At 58.2% G+C, this 24,172-nt stretch carries 21 protein-coding genes; 6 read left to right on the top strand and 15 right to left on the bottom strand.

Features of this window, described 5'->3' with window-relative positions:
* Window positions 1-373: 373 nt before the first annotated feature.
* From AC1Q6J_RS16025 to AC1Q6J_RS16015, 3 genes are all read left to right on the top strand, one after another.
* Window positions 374-1,633, top strand: a complete 1,260-nt coding sequence (locus AC1Q6J_RS16025; protein WP_492280205.1) for a nitrate/nitrite transporter — start codon at window positions 374-376, stop codon at window positions 1,631-1,633.
* A gap of 36 nt (window positions 1,634-1,669) precedes the next feature.
* A complete protein-coding gene (locus AC1Q6J_RS16020; RefSeq protein WP_492280204.1) occupies window positions 1,670-3,373 on the top strand; it encodes a bifunctional protein-serine/threonine kinase/phosphatase in 1,704 nt (567 codons plus the stop codon).
* Window positions 3,374-3,640: 267 nt separating this feature from the next.
* A complete protein-coding gene (locus AC1Q6J_RS16015) occupies window positions 3,641-3,838 on the top strand; it encodes a hypothetical protein (protein WP_492280203.1) in 198 nt (65 codons plus the stop codon).
* A 542-nt stretch (window positions 3,839-4,380) separates the two neighbouring features.
* Here the strand turns inward: AC1Q6J_RS16015 and AC1Q6J_RS16010 are convergent.
* The 7 genes from AC1Q6J_RS16010 to AC1Q6J_RS15980 all read right to left on the bottom strand — a co-directional run bounded on the left by AC1Q6J_RS16010 (window position 4,381) and on the right by AC1Q6J_RS15980 (window position 10,541).
* Window positions 4,381-5,202, bottom strand: coding sequence for an IS3 family transposase (locus AC1Q6J_RS16010; protein WP_492280282.1), 822 nt, complete (start codon window positions 5,200-5,202; stop codon window positions 4,381-4,383).
* The gene (locus AC1Q6J_RS16005) at window positions 5,178-5,531 is read right to left on the bottom strand and encodes a transposase (RefSeq protein WP_492280202.1); all 354 of its coding nucleotides are present in this window, start codon (window positions 5,529-5,531) and stop codon (window positions 5,178-5,180) included. Before AC1Q6J_RS16005 ends, AC1Q6J_RS16010 begins: the two co-directional genes overlap by 25 nt.
* A 362-nt stretch (window positions 5,532-5,893) precedes the next feature.
* Window positions 5,894-6,736: an NAD(P)-dependent oxidoreductase gene (locus tag AC1Q6J_RS16000; RefSeq protein WP_492280201.1), complete on the bottom strand. Its 843-nt coding sequence runs from the start codon at window positions 6,734-6,736 to the stop codon at window positions 5,894-5,896.
* Window positions 6,737-6,766: 30 nt separating this feature from the next.
* Complete coding sequence (locus AC1Q6J_RS15995) at window positions 6,767-7,939, bottom strand: enolase C-terminal domain-like protein (protein ID WP_492280200.1); 1,173 nt, start codon at window positions 7,937-7,939, stop codon at window positions 6,767-6,769.
* A 47-nt stretch (window positions 7,940-7,986) separates the two neighbouring features.
* Complete coding sequence (locus tag AC1Q6J_RS15990; protein WP_492280199.1) at window positions 7,987-8,979, bottom strand: tripartite tricarboxylate transporter substrate-binding protein; 993 nt, start codon at window positions 8,977-8,979, stop codon at window positions 7,987-7,989.
* 50 nt (window positions 8,980-9,029) lie between these two features.
* Window positions 9,030-9,740 (bottom strand): ribonuclease activity regulator RraA, encoded by a 711-nt coding sequence (locus AC1Q6J_RS15985; RefSeq protein WP_492280198.1) that lies wholly within the window; start codon window positions 9,738-9,740, stop codon window positions 9,030-9,032.
* Between the two features lie 15 nt (window positions 9,741-9,755).
* Window positions 9,756-10,541 carry an SDR family oxidoreductase gene (locus AC1Q6J_RS15980; RefSeq protein ID WP_492280197.1) on the bottom strand — a complete coding sequence of 262 codons (786 nt, stop codon included), beginning with the start codon at window positions 10,539-10,541 and terminating at the stop codon, window positions 9,756-9,758.
* A 143-nt stretch (window positions 10,542-10,684) separates the two neighbouring features.
* Between AC1Q6J_RS15980 and AC1Q6J_RS15975 the strand changes: the two genes are divergently transcribed.
* Complete coding sequence (locus tag AC1Q6J_RS15975; RefSeq protein WP_492280196.1) at window positions 10,685-11,530, top strand: LysR family transcriptional regulator; 846 nt, start codon at window positions 10,685-10,687, stop codon at window positions 11,528-11,530.
* A gap of 643 nt (window positions 11,531-12,173) precedes the next feature.
* Here the strand turns inward: AC1Q6J_RS15975 and AC1Q6J_RS15970 are convergent.
* Genes AC1Q6J_RS15970 through AC1Q6J_RS15960 form a run of 3 tightly spaced genes read right to left on the bottom strand, consistent with a single transcriptional unit; the run spans window position 12,174 to window position 17,373 of the window.
* The gene (locus tag AC1Q6J_RS15970) at window positions 12,174-15,230 is read right to left on the bottom strand and encodes an efflux RND transporter permease subunit (RefSeq protein WP_492280195.1); all 3,057 of its coding nucleotides are present in this window, start codon (window positions 15,228-15,230) and stop codon (window positions 12,174-12,176) included.
* The gene (locus AC1Q6J_RS15965; protein WP_492280194.1) at window positions 15,227-16,300 is read right to left on the bottom strand and encodes an efflux RND transporter periplasmic adaptor subunit; all 1,074 of its coding nucleotides are present in this window, start codon (window positions 16,298-16,300) and stop codon (window positions 15,227-15,229) included. The genes AC1Q6J_RS15970 and AC1Q6J_RS15965 overlap by 4 nt, the downstream gene beginning before the upstream one ends.
* Window positions 16,297-17,373 carry an efflux RND transporter periplasmic adaptor subunit gene (locus tag AC1Q6J_RS15960; RefSeq protein WP_492280193.1) on the bottom strand — a complete coding sequence of 359 codons (1,077 nt, stop codon included), beginning with the start codon at window positions 17,371-17,373 and terminating at the stop codon, window positions 16,297-16,299. The genes AC1Q6J_RS15965 and AC1Q6J_RS15960 overlap by 4 nt, the downstream gene beginning before the upstream one ends.
* Before the next feature lie 150 nt (window positions 17,374-17,523).
* Between AC1Q6J_RS15960 and AC1Q6J_RS15955 the strand changes: the two genes are divergently transcribed.
* Window positions 17,524-18,156: a TetR family transcriptional regulator gene (locus AC1Q6J_RS15955; RefSeq protein WP_492280192.1), complete on the top strand. Its 633-nt coding sequence runs from the start codon at window positions 17,524-17,526 to the stop codon at window positions 18,154-18,156.
* Between the two features lie 426 nt (window positions 18,157-18,582).
* A complete protein-coding gene (locus AC1Q6J_RS15950) occupies window positions 18,583-19,506 on the top strand; it encodes a LysR family transcriptional regulator (protein WP_492280191.1) in 924 nt (307 codons plus the stop codon).
* Here AC1Q6J_RS15950 and AC1Q6J_RS15945 read toward each other — a convergent pair.
* The 5 genes from AC1Q6J_RS15945 to AC1Q6J_RS15925 all read right to left on the bottom strand — a co-directional run bounded on the left by AC1Q6J_RS15945 (window position 19,498) and on the right by AC1Q6J_RS15925 (window position 24,153).
* A complete protein-coding gene (locus AC1Q6J_RS15945) occupies window positions 19,498-20,241 on the bottom strand; it encodes an ABC transporter ATP-binding protein (protein WP_492280190.1) in 744 nt (247 codons plus the stop codon). The two genes, AC1Q6J_RS15950 and AC1Q6J_RS15945, sit on opposite strands and share 9 nt — an antisense overlap.
* A complete protein-coding gene (locus AC1Q6J_RS15940; protein ID WP_492280189.1) occupies window positions 20,231-20,962 on the bottom strand; it encodes an ABC transporter ATP-binding protein in 732 nt (243 codons plus the stop codon). Before AC1Q6J_RS15940 ends, AC1Q6J_RS15945 begins: the two co-directional genes overlap by 11 nt.
* Complete coding sequence (locus tag AC1Q6J_RS15935; RefSeq protein WP_492280188.1) at window positions 20,959-21,948, bottom strand: branched-chain amino acid ABC transporter permease; 990 nt, start codon at window positions 21,946-21,948, stop codon at window positions 20,959-20,961. Before AC1Q6J_RS15935 ends, AC1Q6J_RS15940 begins: the two co-directional genes overlap by 4 nt.
* Window positions 21,945-22,817, bottom strand: a complete 873-nt coding sequence (locus tag AC1Q6J_RS15930) for a branched-chain amino acid ABC transporter permease (RefSeq protein WP_492280187.1) — start codon at window positions 22,815-22,817, stop codon at window positions 21,945-21,947. The genes AC1Q6J_RS15935 and AC1Q6J_RS15930 overlap by 4 nt, the downstream gene beginning before the upstream one ends.
* Before the next feature lie 79 nt (window positions 22,818-22,896).
* Window positions 22,897-24,153 (bottom strand): amino acid ABC transporter substrate-binding protein, encoded by a 1,257-nt coding sequence (locus AC1Q6J_RS15925; RefSeq protein WP_492280186.1) that lies wholly within the window; start codon window positions 24,151-24,153, stop codon window positions 22,897-22,899.
* Window positions 24,154-24,172 lie beyond the last annotated feature (19 nt).

Below are 24,172 nucleotides of genomic sequence, written 5' to 3'. Positions count from 1 at the left end.
TTGTGCAAATCGCTGGCGATCTGGGATCATAAATCCGGGCGCGGTCGTTCGCCTGACATTTTCGTGTCGCACAAAAAAACACCATCATGCATGTTCGATCGGCTGCATTTGCCGATAAACAGAGCAACGAAGACCTAGTTGATCGACGGTCCAATACTGCAAAGCGCTGCGATTGCTTGCGAAGAGGCACCCCCAATCTCTTGGCACACTAATTGCTGCTCTTGCCACCAGCGGCGCAGGGTACTGAACCCGAGAGCTCTCAACGATGAGATGATCTCTCTTTTGCGCCAATTTCACACCGGACAAATAATCCGTTTGCGCTGAGGTCGGCCGCACGTTTTGCGCGTCGTCAGCCACATATGAGGCTGTAACAATGAAGTTTGCTGAGTTTAAGAAGGCAGGCCATTGGCCGACGCTCCTGGCTGCGTTCCTGTATTTCGACATCAGTTTCATGGCTTGGGTCGCGCTCGGCCCGTTGATCGTCTACATCGCGCACGATATGAATCTCGCTGTCAGCGAGAAGTTCACGCTCGTTGCGATTCCAGTTTTGGCCGGTGCGTTGCTGCGAGTCCCGATGGGCATCCTTGCGGATATCATTGGCGCCAAGCGGACCGGCATCATCGCGCAACTCATCGTCACCGCGGCGACAGCCTGGGTGTGGCGGTTCGGGCTCGACAGCAAACTCGCGATCGAGATCTTCGGCCTCGCACTCGGCATCGGCGGTGCGTCCTTCGCCGTCGCCCTGCCGCAGGCGAGCCGCTGGTATCCTCCCCAGTACCAGGGCGTGGTGATGGGCATCGCGGGTGCAGGAAATATGGGCGTCGTCCTAGATACGATGCTCGCGCCCTCCATCGCCGAACACTGGGGCTGGCAGGCCGTGTTCGGATTGCTGCTGATTCCGATGGTGCTGGTTCTCGTTTATTATGTGTTCGCGGCCAAGGACGCACCGGGCGAGCGCAAACCGATCTCGCTGAAAGCCTATGGCACGCTGTTGCGCGACCCGGACAGCCGTTGGTTCATGTTCTTCTACTTCATCACTTTCGGCGGCTTCGTCGGACTTGCCAACGCCCTGCCGCTATACTTCACCGTGCAATACCACGTCTCCGGCGTGGCGGCCGGTCTGCTTGTTTCGCTGATCGTCGCCTTCGGCTCCGGCTTCCGCCCCGTCGGCGGACTCATCGCCGACCGCATCGGCGGCATCCGTTCGTTGTCGATGCTGTTTGCTGTTGTCGTCGCCGCTTATTTCGTCATCGCTTTCATGCCGGAAGGACCGGTGGCGCCGACCGCTGCGGGCTGGTCGCTGCTCCAGATGCCGCGCATCGCATGGATGGCGGTCGTACTGTTCTCGATCGGCGTACTGGCGCTCGGCATGGGCAACGGCGCGGTATTTCAACTCATTCCGCTCCGGTTCCGCCAGGATATCGGCTTGATGACCGGCCTGGTTGGGTGCGCCGGAGGGGTCGGCGGTTTTTTCCTGGCTCAGGCGCTGGGTACCGCGAAGGCCGCAACCGGCGGATTCGGGGCCGGTTTCCTGTTTTTTGGAGTGCTAGCATTGCTTGGCTTTCTCGGACTTGCCATGGTCAAAGTCCGATGGCGCACGACGTGGGGCGCGGTTTCGGGGGCGCGGGTCTGACCACGCGCGCTTTTCCAGGCTCGGCAGATCTGTGACGTGACAATCGGCTCGCAGAGAAATCTTCAGGTCCGGGTCGGTTTCGTCAGCGAGACCGGCAAGCGAACCGCTAACGAAGACTACGTCGCGGTCTGTCTCGGCAAGACCGGCGCATTCAGCCGCGACATCGTTGCTGCCGTGGCGGATGGCGTCGGAGGTCACAAGGGCGGACGGGAAGCCGCCGAACTGACCATCCGATGTTTTTTCGACGCCTACTACTCCCTCCCCGAGACGCTTGGCGTTCGGCGCATCGCCTCGCGGGCGCTGGAGGCCGCCAACAGCTGGATCTATGCGCAGGGCCGTGTCGATCCCATGCTCAGCGGTATGAGCTGCGCGTTCTCGTCGATCATCCTGTCCCGGCGCAGTTGCCATGTCATTCATATCGGTGACACGCGCACGTACCGCTTGAGTGAAGGCCGCCTGGAGCGCCTGACCAAGGATCACGTGGCAGGACGCGGCGACCTCGCCCACGTGCTCAGCCGCGCCGTCGGCTTCGAGGATTTTGCGCGCGTCGACTATACTGCGGTCGGCCTGCGACAACACGACAGACTACTGCTTTGCAGCGACGGCATTCACAGTGTCCTCGACGACAACCGTTTGCAGGTGCTGCTCGATAAGCGCGCTTCACCGGAAGAAACCGCGCGCATGCTGGTGGACGGGGCGCTGGCCGCCGGCAGTAATGACAATGTGACGGCTTTGGTGCTGGACGTCGTGGACCTGCCGCCCGCTGATCGCAACGAGCTCACCCACTCGATCGAGACCCTTCCCATCCTTGAGTTGCCATCGTCCGGCGAGACGATCGACGACTTCGTTCTCGGCGAAGTGTTGTCCGACGGCCGCTATAGCCGGTTGTTTACCGCCATCGACAAGCGGCAGAACCGCAAGCTGGTATTGAAATTTCCGCACCCGCGCGTAGCCAGCGAAGGTTCGTATCGTCTCGCCTTTGTGCGCGAGGCATGGGTGGCGGCGCGCGTAAGGAGCCTGTGGATCGGGGAGATCATTGAAGTTCCCGCCGGGCGTCAGACGCGACTCTATTCGGTCATGCCGCTTTATGAGGGCGAAACGCTTGAGCAGCGTCTGAAGCGATCGCCGCGGCTCTCACTCGCCGAAGGCATCGATATCTCGACCAAGCTGGCACGTGCGGTTGCGACCCTGCATCGGGCAGGCATCATTCATCGCGACATCAAACCGGACAACGTGATCCTGTTGGCGGCCGGCGGATTGCGGCTGGTCGATCTTGGCGTCGCCCGGGTACCCCTGCTCGAAGATTTTCCCGCTCAGGACATTCCCGGCACCGCAAGCTACATGGCACCCGAACTCTTCAACGGGCGCACCGGCGACGAATTTTCGGATCTCTATGCGCTCGGGGTGACGGTTTACCGCATGTTCACCGCCGCCTATCCCTATGGCGAGATCGAGCCGTTTTCGCGGCCTCGCTTCGGCAAGCCGGCCCCATTGTCGCGCTATCGTCCCGATCTGCCGGCCTGGCTCGATGCGGTCATCGGCAAGGCGCTCAGCGTCGATCCGGCGCAACGCTTCGGTGACGTCATCGAATTCGCGCACGAGCTGGAAAACGGCGCCATATGGGCGAAGCCCGCAGTCACGACGCGGAAGGCGTTCTACGAACGCAATCCATTGCTTTTCTGGAAGCTATTGTCAGCAGGTCTGATCTTCCTCGTCGCGATACTTCTGGCGCGGCATTAGACGGTGGCCTTCTCATTGTCGTAGATCGGTTCACAGCGATGATTTTCTGAAGCTCTGCGCACTGTCCCGAGCTAGCCCGAGATATCTCATGACATGAAAGTCTCGGTGAGCTTGAGCTTCCGCTTACGCGAACTGCATCCAACACATTGCATAGACGGCGCACATCGTGTCGAAAGCCAAACGATATTTCAATTCTCAGATCATTCGTTCGATTGTTCTGACATGACACCGTGGATGTTCCACGGCGATAACGTCAGGAGACGTCATATGCCCTTCATCAAGATCGCAATTGCCACGACAGCCATCCTCGCCGCATGCGCAACCTCCGCTTCGGCCGATGTCCGCTATACGGGATCTTCCAAGTTCGGTATGCGCGTGATCGAAAAAGACAGTCTAACCTCCAACCCTAAGCTTGAAAGTAGTCCTCCAACTCCGGCGCGCGGAAACCAGGCCTTTCGGGCGTAGCGGATGCCCGTGTGCGGCCGTTCCCAATACTCCAAAAAACAAGTCCAGCCCGCGTCTCTGAAGACGCTCGGTCGAGATTTGGCGACTTAGAGTGCGAACTGGACTAGTCGCACGACCGTGCAGTGGGTTTATTCTCCGGTCTCCATCGCGAGTCTCCAGAAAACGGGAATTTTCCAATAGATAGCTGGAGACTTCTGGGGAGTTATCGCTGCAAAAGTTCGACAATTGGTCCCTGGAGACTCGTCGACATTAAAAGAAGCTCGCATTTCGCGGGCTTTTCTGGCGCCTGAGAAGGATTTTCTCTGAAAGCCGGATTGGCTGGCTGGCGGCGCAGTGCTGATCGCACCGGTCTCCAAGACAATTCCCTGCTAACAGGGAATTTTACTGGGAAAATTGCACAAATCGGTCCTAATTGGACAACTCGATTGATAGAAAGGGCCTATACGTAGGCACTTCCGGCGGAGTTCCCTAAGTGAGATAATAGGGAAATGTCTGACGGGATCAGGGAGTTTGTGGAGTGCACCCACGAGGGTGAACAGGGATTAGGGCATCGAATTGACAGCCTGGTCGGCGTGTTGAACCTCGAACTCGATAGGGCTCCGATAATCGAGCGCAGAATGGAGCCGTCGCTTGTTGTAGACCTCGTCGATGAAGTGCGGAAGCGCATGAATGACGTCGGTGAACGTCTCATAGCCTCCGAGGTAGACCTCTTCGTTTTTCAGCGTCTTCATGAAGCTTTCGGCCTTGGCATTGTCATACGGATTGCCAGGCCGGCCCATTGAGCCGCGAAGCGCATGTTCCGCTAGCAGTTGCCGATACTGCTCGGCGGCGTACTGGGCGCCTCGGTCCGAGTGGTGAATGCATCCCGCTGGAGGCCGGCGATGTTCGATGGCCGCTCTCAGTGCGGCGACCGTGAGCTTGGTGTCGATCGCCCGCCCCAGCGCGTAACCGACGACACGCCGGGACCAGGCATCCAAAACTACCGCGAGGTACACGAAGCCTCTGGCGATGGCGACATAGGTCAGGTCCGCAACCCAGAGCTCGTTGGGGCCTTTCAGCGTGAGCCCTTTCGCCAGATTGGGGAAGATCGGACCAGCGTGATTGCTGTTCGTGGTCACCACGAAACGGCGCCGCGGCCGCACTGTGAAGCCCTGCTCTCGCATGATCCGCATGGCACGCTTGTGGTTCACTGCCAAGCCATCTCGATGCAGCTGAGCAGTCACCCGCCGATAGCCATAGCGTGGATACTCGGCACAGATTTCCCTTATTTTTTCGACAGCTTTTGCCTCCCCGACCGGCTGACCTGCCGGCTTGTCATAGTATGTCGATCGGGCAAGGTTCATGAGCTCGCATCCTCGTCGGATAGAGAGGCCACGGGGCCGGTGACGATCGATATAGGCTCTCTTCTGCGCGACGTCGGTGTTTTCGGAGCCCCCCTTAAAAACTCAAGCTCCATGGTCAGCCTGCCGACCATACGCTCCAGGCCAGCAATCTTGACCTCATGCGCTTTCAGCCGATTATCGTGCTCGAACTCTGGCTCGAACTCACCGCCTTCATGCTTCAACACCCAGATCCGGATCAGATTCCGCGCAACGTCATACTTTCTCGACAGGCTGTTCAGACTTTCACCCGTCAGAAATTCCTGGGCGACCTGACGCTTGAAACCAACGTCGAATGAACGATAACGGGGCATGGCCCTCTCCTCAAAAGAGCCGCCAAAGTATCAATCGCTTAGCGCCAATCTGTCCACCTCTAAGGGTGCAGTCCATTGTTCTCCGTAACAGGGATTTTCCATCGCAAATAACTGTAACTGGAATTTGTTCGCACGCCTCCCAAGATCTGGAACTGTACCGACGACCTTCCGGTTGCCGGATTAATAACCTTGGTCGCCTGACCGCCTTCCGGCTCACACAGACGGCAAGTGCGGCCATGCATCGCCCAAGCACTCTTTAATCGCCTGGATCGCGTGAACGCGCACGCGTATAGAAACACGCATGCGTGTGGGTGAATCGGCGGTTGGCGCAGAGCCCGGCGGAGAATTCGCAAATACCAAAATTATTTACTGCTTAGGAATTTCTCGATGTAATTAATCTCGACGCTATCTTGTCGAAAATCATGTGCAAGTCTGTCGAAGAGAAGGGCAGCGGCATTGAATAAGCCGCTTTCGCCACGATCATGGCCGACGAACTCGGCAATCTCATGCATCTCGGCAACCCACCGGGCTGCTTTTGGAATCATGTCGGGAAGCGCCACCGAAAGGCGCTCAAAAATTTGCGGAAGGCTTTCCGCCAACTCAGCCTTCAGGGCATCCGCCGCGCCAGCACGCGTCGCGGCGAGCACCATAGCGGCACCGAGGGCGGTCACGCCCTTCGCGATCCCGGCATAAGACATCTTGAGCGCCGAAGCTGCGCCAATCGGCCCATCAATAATCCGAGTCTTAAGACCGAGTCTGCCCAGCGCCACGAGTTGCGGCGCGACCTCACCGGAAAAATAGAAAGTGGGCCCGATCTCACCCGGCTTCGGCGGGAAGCCAATGATCGCGCCATCGACGAAGCGCGCGCCTGCGGAAGCGATCGTCGCTTCAACGATTTTGACCGTGCGATCATTGATCGCGTTGCAATCGACAAACACTGGCTTTGTCGCGCTTTTGGCAATTACGGCGCCGAGCCGCTCGGCAAGGCTTACTGCTTCGGCCGGCGGCACCATCGACAGTATGATGTCGGCGGCCGCGATCTGGTCGTCGTCGGCCTCGATCATGCCTGCTGACGCGGCGCGCGTCCGGGTTGCCGTGCTACGGCCCGACAAGGACGTCAATACCTGCGCGCCATGTTCGCCAAGGCGACGCGCAACCGCGCTTCCCATGGCACCTGGCGCGATCACAGCGATGGTGTTCTGCATCAGCTCAATACTTTCAGGTTCGTTGCTTCTTCACGCATGATTGACGAGATCCCGGAACAGGTCATAAAGCGCCGGCTGCTCCTCGAAGCCTATCCCCGGCGCCGCCGGGAGATTGACGGAGCCGTCTCTCACCTCGACCTCGCGGCTGAACCCGCCGAACATGCCGAAAAGACCCGGATACGCCTCAACCATTTGAAGGCCGAGCCCCGCAGCAACATGGAGAGACATCATGTTGCCCCCATGCGGGAAAATCGAACTCCGGGTCAGGCCATGCATTTCCGCAACCGCCAGGATCTCGCTGAATCCAGTCACGCCGTAAGCCAAGGGCGGATCGGGCTGGAGCACGATGTTCTCGAAGCGGCCGTAGCGGAGAAAGACATCGACCTCGCGGGCTGAGAACAGGTTCTCGCCGCCCGCCACCGGCGTCCCCATCTCGGCGACGGCGCGATACCCCTCAATGTCGAAGGGATCGCACGGTTCTTCCAGGAACCACATATTGTAGGGTCGCACGCTCGCCGCAAAGGCAGCGCCGGCCTTTGCATCGAACGCACAACTGAGGTCGAGCGCGAGCCGTCCCCCTATCGGCCGCACGATATCGAGAGCCGCCTCGAAGCGCCGGCTATCGGTCGACAGGTTTGCTCCGCCCGCCTTGATCTTCACGTCACGGAAACCGGCGTCGCGCCAGCGAGAGACCTCTTCATGAACTGCCAACACGGGGTCGGCGGCCCCATAGAAGCCGCCGGCGGCATAGGTCGGTATTCGCTCTTCCGGGTGCCTGATCTGGCCGAACCGTTGGGTTAGAACCTGATAGAGTGGGCGGCGCTCGATCTTGGCGACGATATCCCACAGAGCCATTTCCAGTGTTCCGAGCGCCATCGAACGCTCGGCATGCCCGCCAGCCTTCTCGCGTTTGAGCAGCAGCGAAAGCGCGCGGGACGGCGCAAAGTTCGAACCGTTTTCGTCGAGGAGCGACGAGGGCTCCATCGCGAGCAACCATGGGATGAACCGGTCGCGCAACGGACCGCCGCAGGCGTACCTTCCAAACGAGTTGAAGGCGAAGCCGCAGATCGGTCGATTGCCCTCCCCAATCACGTCGGTCACGATCGCGATCGCAGAGACGGTCATTTGGCTGAGATCGACGCGCGCGTTGCGAACGTTGCTGTCTACCTTGACAGTTCGCTCGATGACCGCCTTGATCCGCATTGTGTGTCCTCGCGTTGCTCGGATAGATTTTTCGTTGCGGCGAAGGTCTATTTCGCCTCGGCGGCCTTCACACCGGCTGTCTCGATAAGTTTTTCCAGCCGATCAATCTCGCGAGCGAACAAAGCCGCATGAACCTGCGGCGAACGCTCAGACGGCGGAAACACTGTCGTCCCGAGTTGCTTGAAACGCTCGACGACGGCCGGATCCTCCAGTGCGCTGCGTAACGCGGCGTTGAGCTTGTCGATCGTCGCTTGAGGCGTGCCCTTTGGAACGTAGAGCCCGTGCCATACCGTGTAATCGACCTCCGGCACGCCAATTTCGGCAGTGGTCGGAACTGTCGGGATCGAGTCGATCCTTTCCTTCGATGTCACGGCGAAGGCGCGAACCAAATCGCTCTGAACTTGTGGGACGGCGTTGGTTGCCTGATCGCAGATCAAGTCGATCTGGCCTCCGATCAGATCATTCATCGCGGGCGCCGCCCCGCGATACGACACGAAGGTCGGCTTGACGCCCAGGGCATTCCCGAGCAGCGTCGTGCACAAGTGCTGGCTGGTGCCGGCGCCGGCATGAGCGAAGTTTGCCTTGTCGCCCTTTGCCTTGATCCAGGCGAACAGCTCCTGCGGCGTCCTGGCTTCCAGCGTCTTCCGGCCGACCAGCACCATCGGACCCGAATTGACGAGGCCGATCGGCTCGAAAGCCGTCTTCGTATCGTAGCTGAGGTTTGAATAAAGCGCAGGGGCGGCCGCAAGCGCATTATGATGAATGAGGATGGTCATGCCGTCCGGCGCCGCGCGCGCGACACGCGCGGGCGCCAAGGTGCCGCCCGCCCCCGCGACGTTTTCCACGATGACGATCTGACCGAGCGATCTGCCCATCCGTTCGCCGAGCAGGCGGGCAGTGACGTCGGTTGGGCCGCCGGCCGCATACGGCACGACGAGATTGATCTGTTGACTCAGCACCGGCGATTGGCCGGCTATCCACAGCGATAATACGGCCACGACGAGCCGACACGGCTCAAGAAATCGTTCCCTGGCAGTCATTTGCGTTCTCCCTTCTCGTTGTTTTTTCGTTGTTTCCGGCGTGCTGATCGTTACGCTGGCTGGGCGTCGCGCCACGCCTCGTAGCGCGCCTTGTTCTCTGCGTTCGGAGGATAGAGGCCGGGCAGCGCGGCACCGCGCTCGATCTCGCCCATGATCCAGCCCTCGAGCCGTTCTTGCTCGCGCGCCACGGAGACGACTTCGTCAAGGAGCTTTTGCGGGATCAGCACCGCGCCGTCGCCGTCCACAACGACGACGTCGTCGGGATAGACGGCGACGCCGCCACAACCGATCGGCTCCTGCCAATTGACGAAGGTGAGACCAGCAACGGAAGGCGGGGCGGCCGCACCCTGGCACCAGATCGGCAGGCCGGTAGCGAGAACGCCCGCCACGTCGCGCATGACGCCATCGGTCACCAGACCGGCGACGCCTTTCTTCTGCATGCGGGCGGCGAGAATATCGCCGAAGATGCCCGCATCGGTAACTCCCATGGCATCGACGACTGCGATGCAGCCTTCCGGCATGTCTTCGATCGCAGCCCTGGTGGAGCGGGGCGACGACCAGGATTCGGGCGTCGCAAGATCCTCGCGAGCCGGCACGAAGCGCAAGGTGAACGCTCGCCCGACAAGCCGCGGCTGGTCAGGCCGCAAGGGCCGCGTGCCGCGCATCCAGACGTTGCGCAGGCCCTTCTTCAAAAGAACCGTGGTGATCGTGGCAGTCGATATTGCCGAAAGCGTTTCGACGATGGAACGGTCGAGGGTCATTGGTAAAAACTCTTTTCAGATGCTGGCTATGAGGCCGCCGTCCACACGGAGGACGGAGCCGGTGATGTAGGAGGCGCGTTCGCTGGCGAGGAACGCCACAGTGTCGGCATATTCCTCTGGCCGACCGTACCGGCCGGTCGGAATGGAAGCAGTGCTCTCCGCTGCGACGTCTTCAACAGATCGGTTCTCGCGCTTGGCCTTGGCTTCGTCGAGAAACCTGATCCGGTCCGTGGCGACACGGCCTGGTAAGATGATGTTGGCCGTGATGCCGTCGCGGGCCACCTCGCGGGCGAGCGTCTTCGACCAGCCGACAAGCGAAAGACGCAGGGCGTTAGAGATACCGAGATTCGCAATGGGGGCAACCACGCCCGACGAGGCGCTGGTGATGATGCGACCCCAGCGGCGCTCGCGCATGCCCGGCAGGATCCTGTCGGTGATCGCAATCACCGACAGGATCATGCCCTCGAAGCCCTTGCGCCACAGAGCTGGGTCCTGACCGGATGCAGGCGTCGGCGGCGGTCCGCCGGTATTGTTGATGAGGATATCGACCGGTCCCAGCTCATCCTCGACAGACCGGACATGGCCGTGGATCGCGCTAATATTAGCGATATCCCAAACCAATGAATGGGCGCGCCCGCCCCCTACCTCTATGGCCCGCTTTGAAGCGGCAAGGGCCTGCTCGTCTATGTCTGCGAGAGCGACATGCACGCCCTCACTGGCCAACGCGCTGGCGATAGCGCGGCCGAGGCCACCTCCCGCACCAAGAACGAGTGCTGTCCGTCCCTTAATTCCGAGATCCATCTTTTTCCCTCAAAGCCTCCGTTGTACCAACGGTCGCACCGGCGGCCTGACCTTGGAGGCCATTGCTTCCGCGATAGGTTCGGGGCAATCCAAAGCAAAGAAAAGATGGCAAACTCTGTTATCAGTCGATAGATTTTCTATCTATGGATACACGCTTCCTCGAAAGCCTGATGGTCGTGGCCGAACGAGGCTCAATCGCGGCCGCGGCACGCGAACTCCACGTTACGCCGGCGGCGATAGCGCAACGTGTTCAAGCCCTTGAAACCGAGATCGGAGTCAAACTTCTCGTTCGCTCGGGACGGACGGTGATGCCGACGGCGGCCGGCTCCGCCGTGCTTAGGCAGGCGCGCGGCATCGTGCGCGACATCCGCGCGTTGAGAACGACCGCGCGTGGCGGCGAAATCGCGGGCGAACTACGCTTTGGGGCGATCGCGACGGCCATGACAGGTTTGCTGCCGGACCTTCTGAAGCGCTGCAGCCTCGAATTTCCGCGTATAGACGTCCATGTCTCACCCGGAACCTCTCGCGAACTCTATCCCAAGGTGCTCGATGGAGCGCTGGATGCCGCCCTCATCGTCGAGCCGGACTACGCGATCCCCAAAGTGTGCGATTGGCGACTGCTGCGGGAGGAACCGCTGGTCGCGATCTCGCCCGAGGATGTTGATGGCGATCTGGCTCATATGCTCTCAACATGTCCGTTTATACGCTATGACAGGAGCAATTGGGGAGGGCGATTGGCAGACCTCTACTTGCGGCGCAACGGCATTCGGCCGCGGGAACGGTTCGAACTCGATTCGCTCGATGCAATCGCTGTGCTCGTCGACCGTGGCCTCGGCGTCTCTCTCGTTCCGGATTGGGCGCCGCCCTGGCCTTCCGGGCTTTCGCTCAAAAAAAGACCGATCGCCGATGCTGGCTATGCCCGGCGTCTTGGCATGCTTTCGCTGAGGACATCCGCTCAAAGTCATCTCGTAACAGCCTTCCTCGGCTGACGATCTCACCCGCGATCGCCCGTCCGGCTGCGCCTGTCGTACGGGCGCGTGCCTGCCTCTGTCTAGCCGTTGAGCACACCGGCGCCATAGGCGCCCGTCTGCCCCACCTCCGGACAGCGCCAGATAGGACCGAGGCCCGCGCAGCGCGACCTGATTCTGCTCGCTTCGGAACGCCGCGGCCGGTTCGTCGGCATAACGGCGCAGGTCCGTGAGATCGAGGACGCGCGCGGAGGATGCATCCGTGGCGTTATATGGCAACCGTGGCAGCGACGAACATCCAGCGACAAGAAAGCTCAGCACTGAAGCCATGAGTAACGAGACGGACAGCCGACGAGGGATGCAATGCATGACATATCATGTTAGAAAGTAGTGCTCACGGTCACGAGATCGCGCTGACTCGTGTCGCTGGGCGGCTCAGCGGGATGCGGTGGCCGGTCGAGCAACCAATTCGAGATAATCCTGGTGGATCACTTGGATATTCTTGCGACCGTCAAACTTGACTCGCCGGCTACTGGAGACCCACGTCCGACGATGATCCCTTGTCGCTCGCCGTACTTGGGATGTCGCTCGCGGCCAAGCTTACTCATCTGGACACGCGATCCGCGAGACAGAACTGATGCATTCGGCGACTGATCTGTAATTATCATGCGGATCGCGTCTCATGAGGCGCCTTGATGCGGAACCAAGTCACGTAAAGCGCAGGCAGAAACAACAGCGTCAGCACGGTGCCAACGATAATGCCGCCCATCATGGCGTAGGCCATCGGGCCCCAGAACACTTCGCGCGCAATCGGGATAAGCGCGAGACTTGCCGCAGCAGCAGTCAGCAGGATCGGACGCATGCGATGCTCGGTCGCCTCGACGACGGCTTCCCAGGGCGGGTGGCCTTCGCTGCGCAAATGCTCGATCTGAACAATCAAGATGACGGAGTTGCGGATCAAGATCCCGATCAATGCCAGCACACCGAGGATCGCAACAAAGCCCAACGGCGCACCGCTCGGCAACAATGCGGCGACAACCCCGATCAAGGCGAGCGGCGCGACGGCGAACACAAGAAACAGCCGGTGAAAATTCTGCAACTGCACCATCAGGATGGTTGCCATCACGAAGAGCATGATCGGGATAATGGCAACGATCGGTGCCTGCCCCTTGCCGCTCTCCTCGACGCTGCCGCCCACGGCGACATAATAACCAGCGGGCAGTTTCGACGTAAACTCGGCAACCGGTTGCTTCAACTGATCGACCACCGTCGCCGGCTGGACGTTATCGAGAATACCCGCCTTCAACGTGATGGTCGGAAGACGCGACCGGCGCCAAATCGTAGGCTGCTCGAGTTCATAACGGAATGTGGCGATCGCCGCGAGAGGCACAGAATGACCACCGCTCCCTGATAGCTGCAGATTTCGCAGCGTTTCGATCGAGCCACGCTCCGAGGCCTTGGCACGGCCGAGCACCTTGACGAGGTAGATATCGTCGCGGACCTGCGTGATCGATGTTCCATCAACGACGCCGTTGAGGGTGGATGCGATATCCTCCGACGTGACTCCGAGCTGCCGTGCCTTGTCTTGGAGCACGTCGACCTTCACAACCCGCGCCGGCTCCATCCAGTCGAACACCACATCGCCGAGATGCTGGTTACCTGCTATAATCGCTGCGAGTTGCTGCGAAAACGCCCTGACCTTACCGACATCCGGTCCACTCAGCCTATACTGGATCGGCCGCCCCACGGGCGGGCCAATGTCCAAGAGCTTCACGAAGGCATCCGTGCCGGGAAACGTCTTCTTAAGATATGCCTGAAGATCATCCTTTAAACGATCGCGAACTTCGAGACCTTTGGTCACGATCACGATCTGGCCAAACGAAATATCAGCCGGTTGAACGTCAAATGACAGGACGAAGCGTGGCGCGCCCTGACCGACATACGTTGACCAGTGATCAATGCCCTCCTTTTCTTTCAGCGCTTCTTGCTCAAAGCGAGCCATCTGTGCATTGGTCTCAGCGATCGAACTGTTCTGCGGCAGGTTCCAATCGACGATTAACTCATGGCGGTCGGAGGACGGGAAGAATTGCTGCTGGACGAAGTTCATGCCCAAAATGGACAGCGCGAACGCGGCAAGCGTTACGCCGATGGTCATCCAACGCCATCGCATGCTGAGGTCGAGAATTCGAGCGAAAGCGCTCGCGAACCACCCCTTCTTGTCATGATGGCCCTTCATCTTGTCCGGCAGGATGGCCACGCCGAGCAGGGGCGTGAAAAGCACTGCGACGATCCATGACACCACAAGCGACACCGCTATCACGACAAACAGCGTGAAAGTAAACTCGCCCGCGGCGCTGCTGTTGAGGCCGACCGGGATAAAGCCTGCGACCGTCACCAGCGTGCCTGTCAACATCGGAAAGGCCGTCGACGTGTAGACGTAAGTCGCAGCCTTCGAAAGGCTATCGCCGATCTCTAGTCGCGCAACCATCATCTCGACGGCGATCATGGCGTCATCGACCAGCAGGCCAAGCGCGATGATCAGTGCGCCAAGCGAAATGCGCTGCAAGGAGATGCCAGAATAGGACATCACCACAAAGGTGATCGCAAGCACCAGCGGAATAGAGATCGCAACAACCAAGCCTGCACGCATCCCAAGACTAATGAAGCTGACCGCCAGCACGATGAATATCGCCTCGAACAGCGCGCGCGTGAATCCAGACACCGCCTCATCAACGATTTGTGGTTGATCGGACACCAGATGCACCCCTACACCAACCGGCAGGTCCGTGGTAATGCGCGTCATCTCCTTCTTCAACGCCTCGCCGAATTCGAGCAGATTGGCGCCAGGCTTCATTCCGATAGTCAGGCCGATCGCCGGCTCACCTTTGAATCGGAATAGCGATGTCGGTGGATCAGTGTAACCCCGCCTGATGGTGGCGACATCCGTCAGAGGAAAGAACCTCTCGTTGACGCGGAGGTTGATCGCCTTGAGACTTTCCTCTGAAGTGAACTGCCCGTTGACCCGGACGCTGATGCGTTCTGGACCGGCCTGTAGCACACCCGAGGGTGCGATCGCATTCTGCGCCTGTAGCGATGTCAAGATCGACCGTTGGTCGAGCCCCAGAGCGGCAACTTTGCTGATAGAGAACTCCAAATAGATCGCTTCGTCCTGCGCGCCGATGATGTCGACGCGACCGACATTGGGGACCTGCAGGACGCGGGCACGGACTTCTTCCACGCGATCGCGAAGCTGTCGCTGCGTGAGCCCATCGCTGGTGAATGCGTAGATGTTGCCGAATACGTCGCCGAAGCGATCATTGAAAACCGGACCGACGACGCCATCGGGAAAGTCTCCCTTGATGTCGGCGATCATGTTGCGGACGCGCACCCACGTCGGCGTGACGTCGCGCGCCCTGGTGGTGTCGCGCAAATTTACAAACACGGTCGTCTGGCCGGCTGTAGTGATACTCTTTGTATAGTCGAGGGATTCGAGCTCTTCGAGCTTCTTTTCAATCCGGTCAGTGACTTGGCGTGTGGTCTCCTCGGCGGACGCACCCGGCCACTTCGCCTGGATCACCATCGTCTTGATGGTAAATGCCGGATCTTCCTCGCGTCCCAGATTGAGGTAGGAGAACAGTCCGGCCGCCATGAACGCAATCATGAAGTACCAGACGAGCGACCGGTGATTGAGAGCCCAGTCTGAAAGATTGAACGATTTCACTGTGCGGCTTCCTTTTCCAGTCGGACCTTTTGGCCTTCCTTGAGATGGTGGACCCCCGCCGTCACAATCCGCGCGCCCGCCTCAATTCCGCTGGTCACATCTACCGAGCCGTCGTTCTTTGATACAATCTCTACGTCGCGCGACGTCACCGACCTGGTGGAGAGGTCAAGCAACCAGACGCTCGATTTTCCGTCCCTGGTAAGGATCGCAGTCGCAGGCAGTCGAAATCCGCGCGCAGCATCGCCAGGGATTAAGGTCGTGATGGTGCTGCCGAGCCGGAAGGACTCCGGCGGAGCATCGAGGGTAATGCGGACACGGCGACTGCGCGTCACCGCGTCGGACTGAGGGCCGATCTCGCGCACCTTGCCTTTGACCCGGATATGCGGATCGAGTTGCAGTATCACCGTCAGCGGCGTACCGATCCTTAGCGTGTTCGCAATATCCTCGGCTACGTCGATAACAGCTTCCCGGATATCGGGCCGCGCTACCGTAACGACGGTCTGGCCAGGTCCAATCATCTGCCCTACTTCAGCACCGATAGCTGTCACGACACCGGCATAGTCCGCACTTACTTTGGTATAGCCGAGTTGTTCACGTGCCTTGATCAGGTTTGATTGCGCCTGGATAACGGCGGCCTGTGCGGCGGCGCTGCTCTGCTCCGCCGAATCCAGGCTCGCCTTCGTGGTCGCGCCGGTTTCGATGAGAGTTCGCTGCCGGTCGGCGGTGCCTGATGCATTGACGAGCTGTCCCTGCGCCTTGGAAACTTCTGCGAGCGAAGACCTAACCGCCAGCTCCGCCGCAAACGGATCAACAGCGGCAAGCAGCTGACCTTTTTCGACCGTTTCACCGACATTGACGGGCCGCGAGATCAATCGGCCGAGCATGCGGAATCCGAAATCCGTCTTAAACTGAGGTTGCACCGTTCCGACGACAGCAACATTTGTCGCCCCCACAGGCTCAACGACCGTTGATAATACGGGGCGTACCGGGTCCGGCGCAGCCGCCTTCTGCTCGCATCCGGCCAGGGCAACAGCAGTTGCAACGACACACACGGTTCGAATGGACATCATGTTTTCGCCCCATCAAATCTCACAACCTGACCCGGTCGAAGCAGTTTGCCTCCGTCGGTAATGACACGCTCCCCGACCGAAAGCCCTTTGCTGACGATGAAAGAGTTCGTTTCATAGGTCTCGACCTCGATGTCGTTGAGGGACACGGCGTTAGTTTTAGGATCGACAACCCAAACGGCAGGCCCATTCAAAGACGCGACCAAGGAGCTCCAAGGCAGGACGATCTTGTCAACCGGCTTGGTACGCCCCTCACCCGTGATCGCACTGCCGAGCGTCATTTCCGGCGGCGTGTTCTGAATTGCGAATTTCACCCGGACAGTTGCATTCTTGGAATCGACGGTAGGCGAGATTTCGCGCAATCGAGCAATTGCAGTGACCGACGGGTCTGAAACGAGCGTCAGCTTGATTGTATTGCTTTCCGGCGGATGCAAGAAGATTGATTCATGGACATCGAACACTCCGTCTCGCGCGCCGTCTTCCGCAAGCGTGTAGGCAGATTGCGCGGACTGAGCGACCTGACCAACTTCGACATTGCGAGCTACAATGATGCCAGCTGCACTGGCCCGCAGCTCTGTATAGGTCAACGCGTCGGTCGAAGTGCCTAATTGCGCCTTGGCAATGTCGAGCGATCCTTCTGCTGTGCGCAGCCCTTCTTGGGCCTGATCGTACGAAGTCCGGGTGGTAAAACCACTGGCCATCAACGTCTTCTGCCGCTCGAATGCCGCTGTCGCGACACGCAACTGAGCCTCCGCGGAGGCCACGGCAGCCTTCGATCCTTCGAGATTCGCGCGCTGTTCGGCCGGGTCGATTCTCGCGAGAACATCACCGGCGTTCACATGGGCGCCGACATCCACCATCCGCTCCGTGACGCGCCCATCGACGCGAAACGATAGCTCGGTACGTACACGCGCCTGAACATCACCTGTGAGGCGGATAACCGTCTGCCGTGGTTCAAGACGAACAACCTCGGTTCGCACCAACATCGCCAGCCGCGTCTCGGCCGCGTTCTCCTTGCAGGCACCAAGAAGCAAAAATATCGAGAGAAACGAGGCGTGTCGGAGCGCTGGATGCATGACAAAGGGCCCTTTGGTCGACAGCAGGACTCGGTTATTAACTATCTGGATGGTCAGTAATATTATTATCTAACTAGAAAGTCAATAATATTATTGACCATCCAGCTAATTAATAATATCGAATGGATGCCAATGAGAAGGCGAAAGCTAATGACTGACGAGATCAAGAAACGCGCGCGACGCAAAGCTGAACGACCCGCCGAAATCCTTGATGCCGCCTTCGAGGAATTCGCTGAAAACGGATACGCAGCCACCCGGCTAGAAGACGTGGCCAAACGCGCAGGCGTCACGAAGGGAACGATCTATTTTTACTTCGACACCAAGGAGCGTGTGTTCGACGAGATGGTTCGGCACAAATCTCAGGCACTGTTTTTTGAGCTGGAGAACTACATAGAGAAATTAGAAGGGTCACACACCTCTCGCCTCCGCGCGCTGATTGTCTTCGTGTGTCACCGCATGGCCGAAGATAGAGTGTCGCGCGAGACTCTCCGTTTCCTGATAGCCGAGGGCGCGCGTTTTCCAGATCTTGTCGACCGGCACTACGAGGAATTCGTGCGGGCGCTCATTGACCAGTTCCGGAAACTCATCGAAGCAGGGATCGCCTCGGGCGAGTTTCGGCCGTCGTTACCTGCAAGCGAGTTCGTAGAAAAAATTGTCATGAGTCCGGCACTGCTACTGACCCTATGGTCGCTACTATTCGGTAACCGGAAGAAGATCGACGTCGCCGCTTTCACCGACGCAAGTTTCGATCTGCTCATGAATGGAATCGACGTCTCTCGTTAGACTATTAGGCGACGCCCAGTTCGCGATGTCCCCACAAATTGGTTGGTGCAAAATCGCTAACAATGTCGCCTGTTCCGCACGTTGCGTTTACAGCGTCCGATCACGGGTTGCCTAGAGGCCGTGCGTTCGCCCAGAAGCTCGCACGCAAATTCCACGCGATAATCAGCGTTTTCGTATCTTACACCGGGGAAAATCCGATAAAACGCAATGACGGCGGGCCTTTCAGGGAAAGCTCATACATAACAGGGAAGCGTTGCATTGAATCAGTTGGGAAGTTGAAACAACTACGCCAAATAGTTCTGGGTAATCATTCCTATCGCGATATACTTTGAAGCTGAATTAGATTTCAATAACCGCTGACTTGTTTTTGATAAAATGCTAATTTGTACCAAGAACTGATTTCCTAAGACCGAAGAGCATAAGTTTATGAATTTAAGGCAGATCCGCTACTTCCTCCAAGTGGCGGAACTCGGAAATCTGACGAGGGCGTCAGATGTTCTCAACATCGCGCAGCCTGCATTGTCCCGTCAAATACGGCTTCTCGAGGAGGATCTGGGAGAAGCCCTTTTCACCCGATCCGGTCACGGCGTCGAATTAACTGAAGCTGGACGGGCTCTGAAAGAGCACGCCACGTCGGTCGTGTATCAATTTGACAAGCTGCGGGAAGTTGTCGCGGATCAGTCGTCGCCCAGGGGGCATCTCACCGTCGGATTGCCGCCGGCAATCGGCCAGTTCATCAGTCTTGAGTTGATCGATGAGTACTGCCGCCGATATTCGGACGTCCACTTGCACGTGCGCGAAGGCATCAGCATTGACCTGGCAAGCGACGTGCAGCAGCGGAAACTTGACTGTGCCGTCGTTGTTTTGGACGACACACCCGGCGTGAACGCTGAGCGTCTCTTCACTGAGGGTCTATTCCTTGCGGCGCCAGCTTCGGCGGGCTTGTCACCTTCGAAATCCGTCACCTTAAAGGCTGCCGAGAACAAGCCGCTCATTCTCACCAATCGAATGAATAACTTTCGTCTGGCCATTGAAACTGCGTTTGAGCGTGCAGAAATATCGATGCGCATACTCGCAGATAGCAATTCAACGCGCATGATCTCGGGCCTGGTCGCGCGGGGAACGGCGTATAGTATCCTCCCCTACTGTGCCATCCAGTCTTCGCTCAAGCAGGGTGACATTTCTGCCAGTCCCATCGAGGGGCTTCACGTGAACTGGGCGTTCATCCGGCCGGCAGCGGGAGAGCTGCCCCTCCCGGCAAAGCTTTTCCGCCAACTACTGCTCGATATTATTCGAAAGAAGATCGAGAATGGTAGCTGGACCAGCGCAATCCTGGCTGAATCACTTTGACGCGTGTGTACCCAGATATAGCTCTCCAATGAGATCGCTGTTTCTCAGCTCGGCCGCACTGTCAGCTGCAAACGCAATGTGACCATGCACCAGGACGTAGCCGCGGTCGGCGATCCTCAGAGCCTCTTCGAAATTCTGTTCGGCCATAATAACCGTCAAGCCGAAACGCTTCTTCAGCTCACCGATCTTTGTAATTGCTTGCGTCACCATGATGGGTGCAAGTCCGACCGAGGGCTCGTCTACCAACAGAACGCGAGGAGAAGACATCAGGGCCCTGCCCAAGGCCAGCATTTGTTGCTGGCCACCCGACATCGAGCCTGCGGGCTGCCGCCGCCGTTCTTTCAAGATCGGAAATGACTCGAAGCAATACTCAAGGTTCTCCTTGGTGCGCTTGCGTGCTTCTTTTCTGTATCCGCCGAGAAGCAGGTTTTCCTCTACAGTCAGCAACGGAAAGAGCCGGCGGCCTTCCGGTACAATGCTTACCCCTCGTTCGACAATCTGCTCCGTTGTGAGGCGAGACAAATCGACGACTTCCCCATCAATCTCCAAACTCACTTGCCCTTGCGTCGGCCGAACATCCCCGATCAAGCACTTCATCAATGTGCTTTTGCCGTTTCCGTTTGTTCCGAGGAGCGCTACCGTTTCTCCATCGCGGACTTCCAGTGACAGTCCGTGCAAGACTTGCACAGGACCGTAACCCGCGTGGAGGTCGCTGACGACGATCTTAACTGCCAAGGTAAGCTCTCCTGACTTCGGCGTTCGCCATGACCTTGTCGGGAAGGTCATCACAGATGATCTGCCCGGCGCTCAGACAAACAATCCTTTGTGAGAAACGCATGACCGCCTGCATAATGTGCTCAATCATGATGATGGTGATCCCTGCCCCGTTCAACTCAAGCAGGATATCCAGAATTTCATTTACTTCCTTCATGGCCAGACCAGCCATCGCCTCGTCGCAGATAAGCAATTTCGGTCGTGCAGCGATTGCGCGTGCGAGCTCAAGTTTACGCAGCTCGACTTGAGACAGATCGCCTGGATGTGCATGGCGTCGATCGTCGAGCCTGACACGCGCTAATATCTCACTCGCTTCCTGGTAGATCGAATCCTCATTGGAGACGTCGATCAATTCATGAACGATGTACTCCAAAGGTACCATCAAGTTTTCAGCAACCGTCATCGAGTGGAATGGCTTCGGGATCTGAAACGTCCGTGCAATGCCTCGTTTTGCCCTTTGATGAGGCGCCATCTTGGAAATGGTTGATCCTTCAAATTGAATTTCTCCGGTATCAATTTGCAGGGCGCCGGAAATACAATTGATCAACGTCGTTTTTCCCGAGCCGTTCGGCCCGATGAGTCCAAGTCGTTCGCCGCTTGTGACATTCAGGTTCACATTGGAAAGCGCCGTAAAGCCAAAGAATGTCTTCGTGACATCGCGGACGTGCAGAAATGCGGTCATGGCTTACCCAACCTTTCACTCAGACGCCCGTCAGAAGCGGCCGGCGACAGCCACTTTCGCAACCACTGGACGGAGCCCACCAAGCCCGAAGGCGCGATCACGACGAAGATAATCAGCGAAAGGCCAACGATAAGCAGATGTTTCTCAGGGCTGGCGGAAACAGCAAATTGCTGGCTGGCTGCAATCACGATGGCGCCGAGCGCCGGTCCCCACCATCTGGACATTCCGCCAATCACCGCCATTGAAAGTGCCATCACTGAGTAGTTCAGACTGAACGCGGAGTGCGGCTCGATGAAGCTGGAATAGAGAGGCAGCGTCGATCCAGCCATCGCCATAAGCCCTCCCGACAGCGCACACGCGGTCAGCTTCAGCCGCAATGTCGGCACGCCCGAACATTCGGCCGCCACCTCAGCATCGCGCAATGCCTGCAGGCCGCGCCCCAGCCACGAGTTCTGGATGTAACGCGCTACCGCAAGCGAAAACACCGCAAGAATCATCATGGTGACCAAAAGAAGTCGCGTGTAAGTCTCGAATCCGAGGGGTACGGGAGGCCGGATGATTTGCATACCCGCAGCGCCGCCGACAAAGCGCCAATTCAGTATGAAAGTCTCGATGACGATCGCCACAGCAATGGTCGCAATCGAGAAAAAGATTCCCTTTAGCCGAAGCGTCAGGAGACCGACGCCGACGCCGAGTGAGGCTCCAATGATCGCCGCACCTGCGATCTGTACGATAAGCGGAGCCTGAAAGGCGAGCATAAGGAAGAGAGCGGCGTACGCGCCGACACCAAAAAACGCACCCGTTCCGAAGTTTACATACCCGGCATAGCCCCCAAGCACGTTCCACGCCGTCGCGAGCACCACATACTGCAGAACGATATAGCTCACGTAAAGGTAGTATTCGTTGAGGCCGAGTGCCGGCAAGAGATATGCAACGATTGGGAGCGCTATCGCGACGATCCCGAGAACTATGGAGTTGGTTTTCATCGGCCGAACAATCCTTGTGGTCGAATGCCCAAGACCAAAAGAAGGAGACCATAGGCGACCGCAGGTGCCCATGAGGCCCCGAACATGGTGAGGACGAGAGATTCAATTACGCCGAGGATGATACCGGCGACGAGCGTGCCAGTGACGCTGCCCAACCCTGCCAGCACGACAACGCAAAATGTGCGGCCGATGTATATGCGGTCGAGACTGGGCTCGACCGGGCTTACAATGATCAGCAAAGCTCCGCCGATCGCCGCAACCGCGGTGGCCAAGCCAAACGCCCATTGTTTTGTAAGCACAGGGTTGACGCCGACAATGCGCAACGCCCAGGCATCCTGAGCAACCGCGCGGATTGCCCGCCCCTGCAGCGTGTTCGACAGGTAGAGTTTCAAAATCAGTGTCGCGCCGATCGCCACGAGAAGAGCCACGATCAGACGCCAGGGCAAGCGCATCTCACCGACCGCAAAACTATTGCCAATATACGTTGCCGTCGCCGTGCGTTGGTCCAAGCCAAAGGTCATCGAAAGGAATACTTGAACGATGAATGCAATACCGAAGAAGAAAGCAATGCCCCGGACGCCGGCATCGGCCCCGCGCTTTTCGAAAGCCTCGTAATAAAGCCGGTAGACCAGAACACCGAAAACAAAAAAAGGAAGTATGATGAACAGAGCCGCGACTAGCGGATCAAAACCGTAAGTCCCGAGAAGAAATACCATATAAGCAGCAAGCACCAGGAAGGCCGCATGTGCAATATGCGGCACGTCCAGCAGTCCGAACGAGATCGAGAGTCCTAGGCTGAGTGCCCCATAAAAGCACCCTACCAGTACACCGAAGACGATTGCTTCAAACAGCAGGTCGAGTGAAATCATCAGATGCTCTCCACATCGCTCCTTGCAGACGACGAGCCTTGCTCGCCGACCATGTCGCAAAGATCGTGCGTTGGTGGGGCTAGCGCTTACGCGCTTGCTGGAAGGACACGAACTCCCCGGTCCGAAATTCCTTAGGCTCAACGATAACTTGCTTGCCCTCTTGCCGGAATTGCTCGAGGTCGTTGTCCTTGATGTCCCGGAATTGTACCATGACTACGCGTGGGTTGGCCCACTCGCCGTCTGGACCCCAGCGGATGGGGCCCACGATCGTGCTGACCTCGTTCTTGCGTAGATAGTCTGCAAGAATTTCATGCTTGAGTGATTTCGTGGCCGTGACCGCACGTTCTAAGATCTGAGCCGAGGCATATGCGAATGGAGCGACGTAATAACCGAGCGTCTCTACGTTTGCGCCGGAAGCACGCTTGGCGAAACGATCCAGGAAATCCTGAATACCCGGGAAGGCCATTGTGCTTTCCGGAACGTATGTATGATAATTTACAACACCATTGAGTTGCGATCCAAGCGTCTGCATGACTGACGCATACTGCAATCCCACCATAGCGCCGCCGAAGAGTTTTACGGAAGAACCAACACCAATCTCATTCACCGCTCGAATGATTGCGGTTGAATCGGCGGGGTAAGATGCGACGAAGACCATGTCCGGTGCAGCGGCGCGAATTGCGCGAATCATCGCCGAGAAATCAACAGTCGTGGGTGGGTATGACTGTTCATAGACGGCCTCAAAGCCGGCATCCTTCGACAATTTTTTTGCGCCGGCGAGGATATTCTGGGAAAACTCCTGATCTGCGGCCAGAAATGCGATCTTCTTCACGCCCGCGTGCGTGCCAAGGCGGAAGTAACCTCCAACCCAGCTCTCAGCATCACTCCATGGTGAGTTGTTGAACCACATATCGTGTTTCGCCTTGGAATTGATCTGATAACCGATGTGTCCGATCACCAGCAACCGCCGCTCCTTCGCCGACGGCATGATCGCCGCGGCCGGGACCGTTCCGTAAGGCGCTATCAGAAGATCAACCTTGTCCAGATCCACAAGTTTGGAGAAAATTCCCGGTGACTGCGCAGGGTTTCCTTGATCGTCGTATGCAACGATCTCTACCTTGCGGCCGAGCAGACCGCCGCGCGCATTTACGTCTTCTGCCCACATTTGAAGCGACAACTGGGACTGCCGTCCGCCGCTGGCAAGCGGACCGGAGAGCGCCATGCTGGTTCCGATCTTGATAGGCGCCTCTTGTGCCATCAAATGGCTCGGCATAGTCAGGGTACCCAAGCCAAGCCCCATTCCATAAAGAAAAAGTCTCTTTGAAATTTCTGTCATTTGTTCCTCCCGGATTCGG

This window comes from Afipia sp. MLSD5-FHT05B12, from assembly GCF_058793355.1.
Note: the sequence above shows the minus strand (reverse complement) of the source record. Positions and strands in the feature narration are given on the sequence as shown.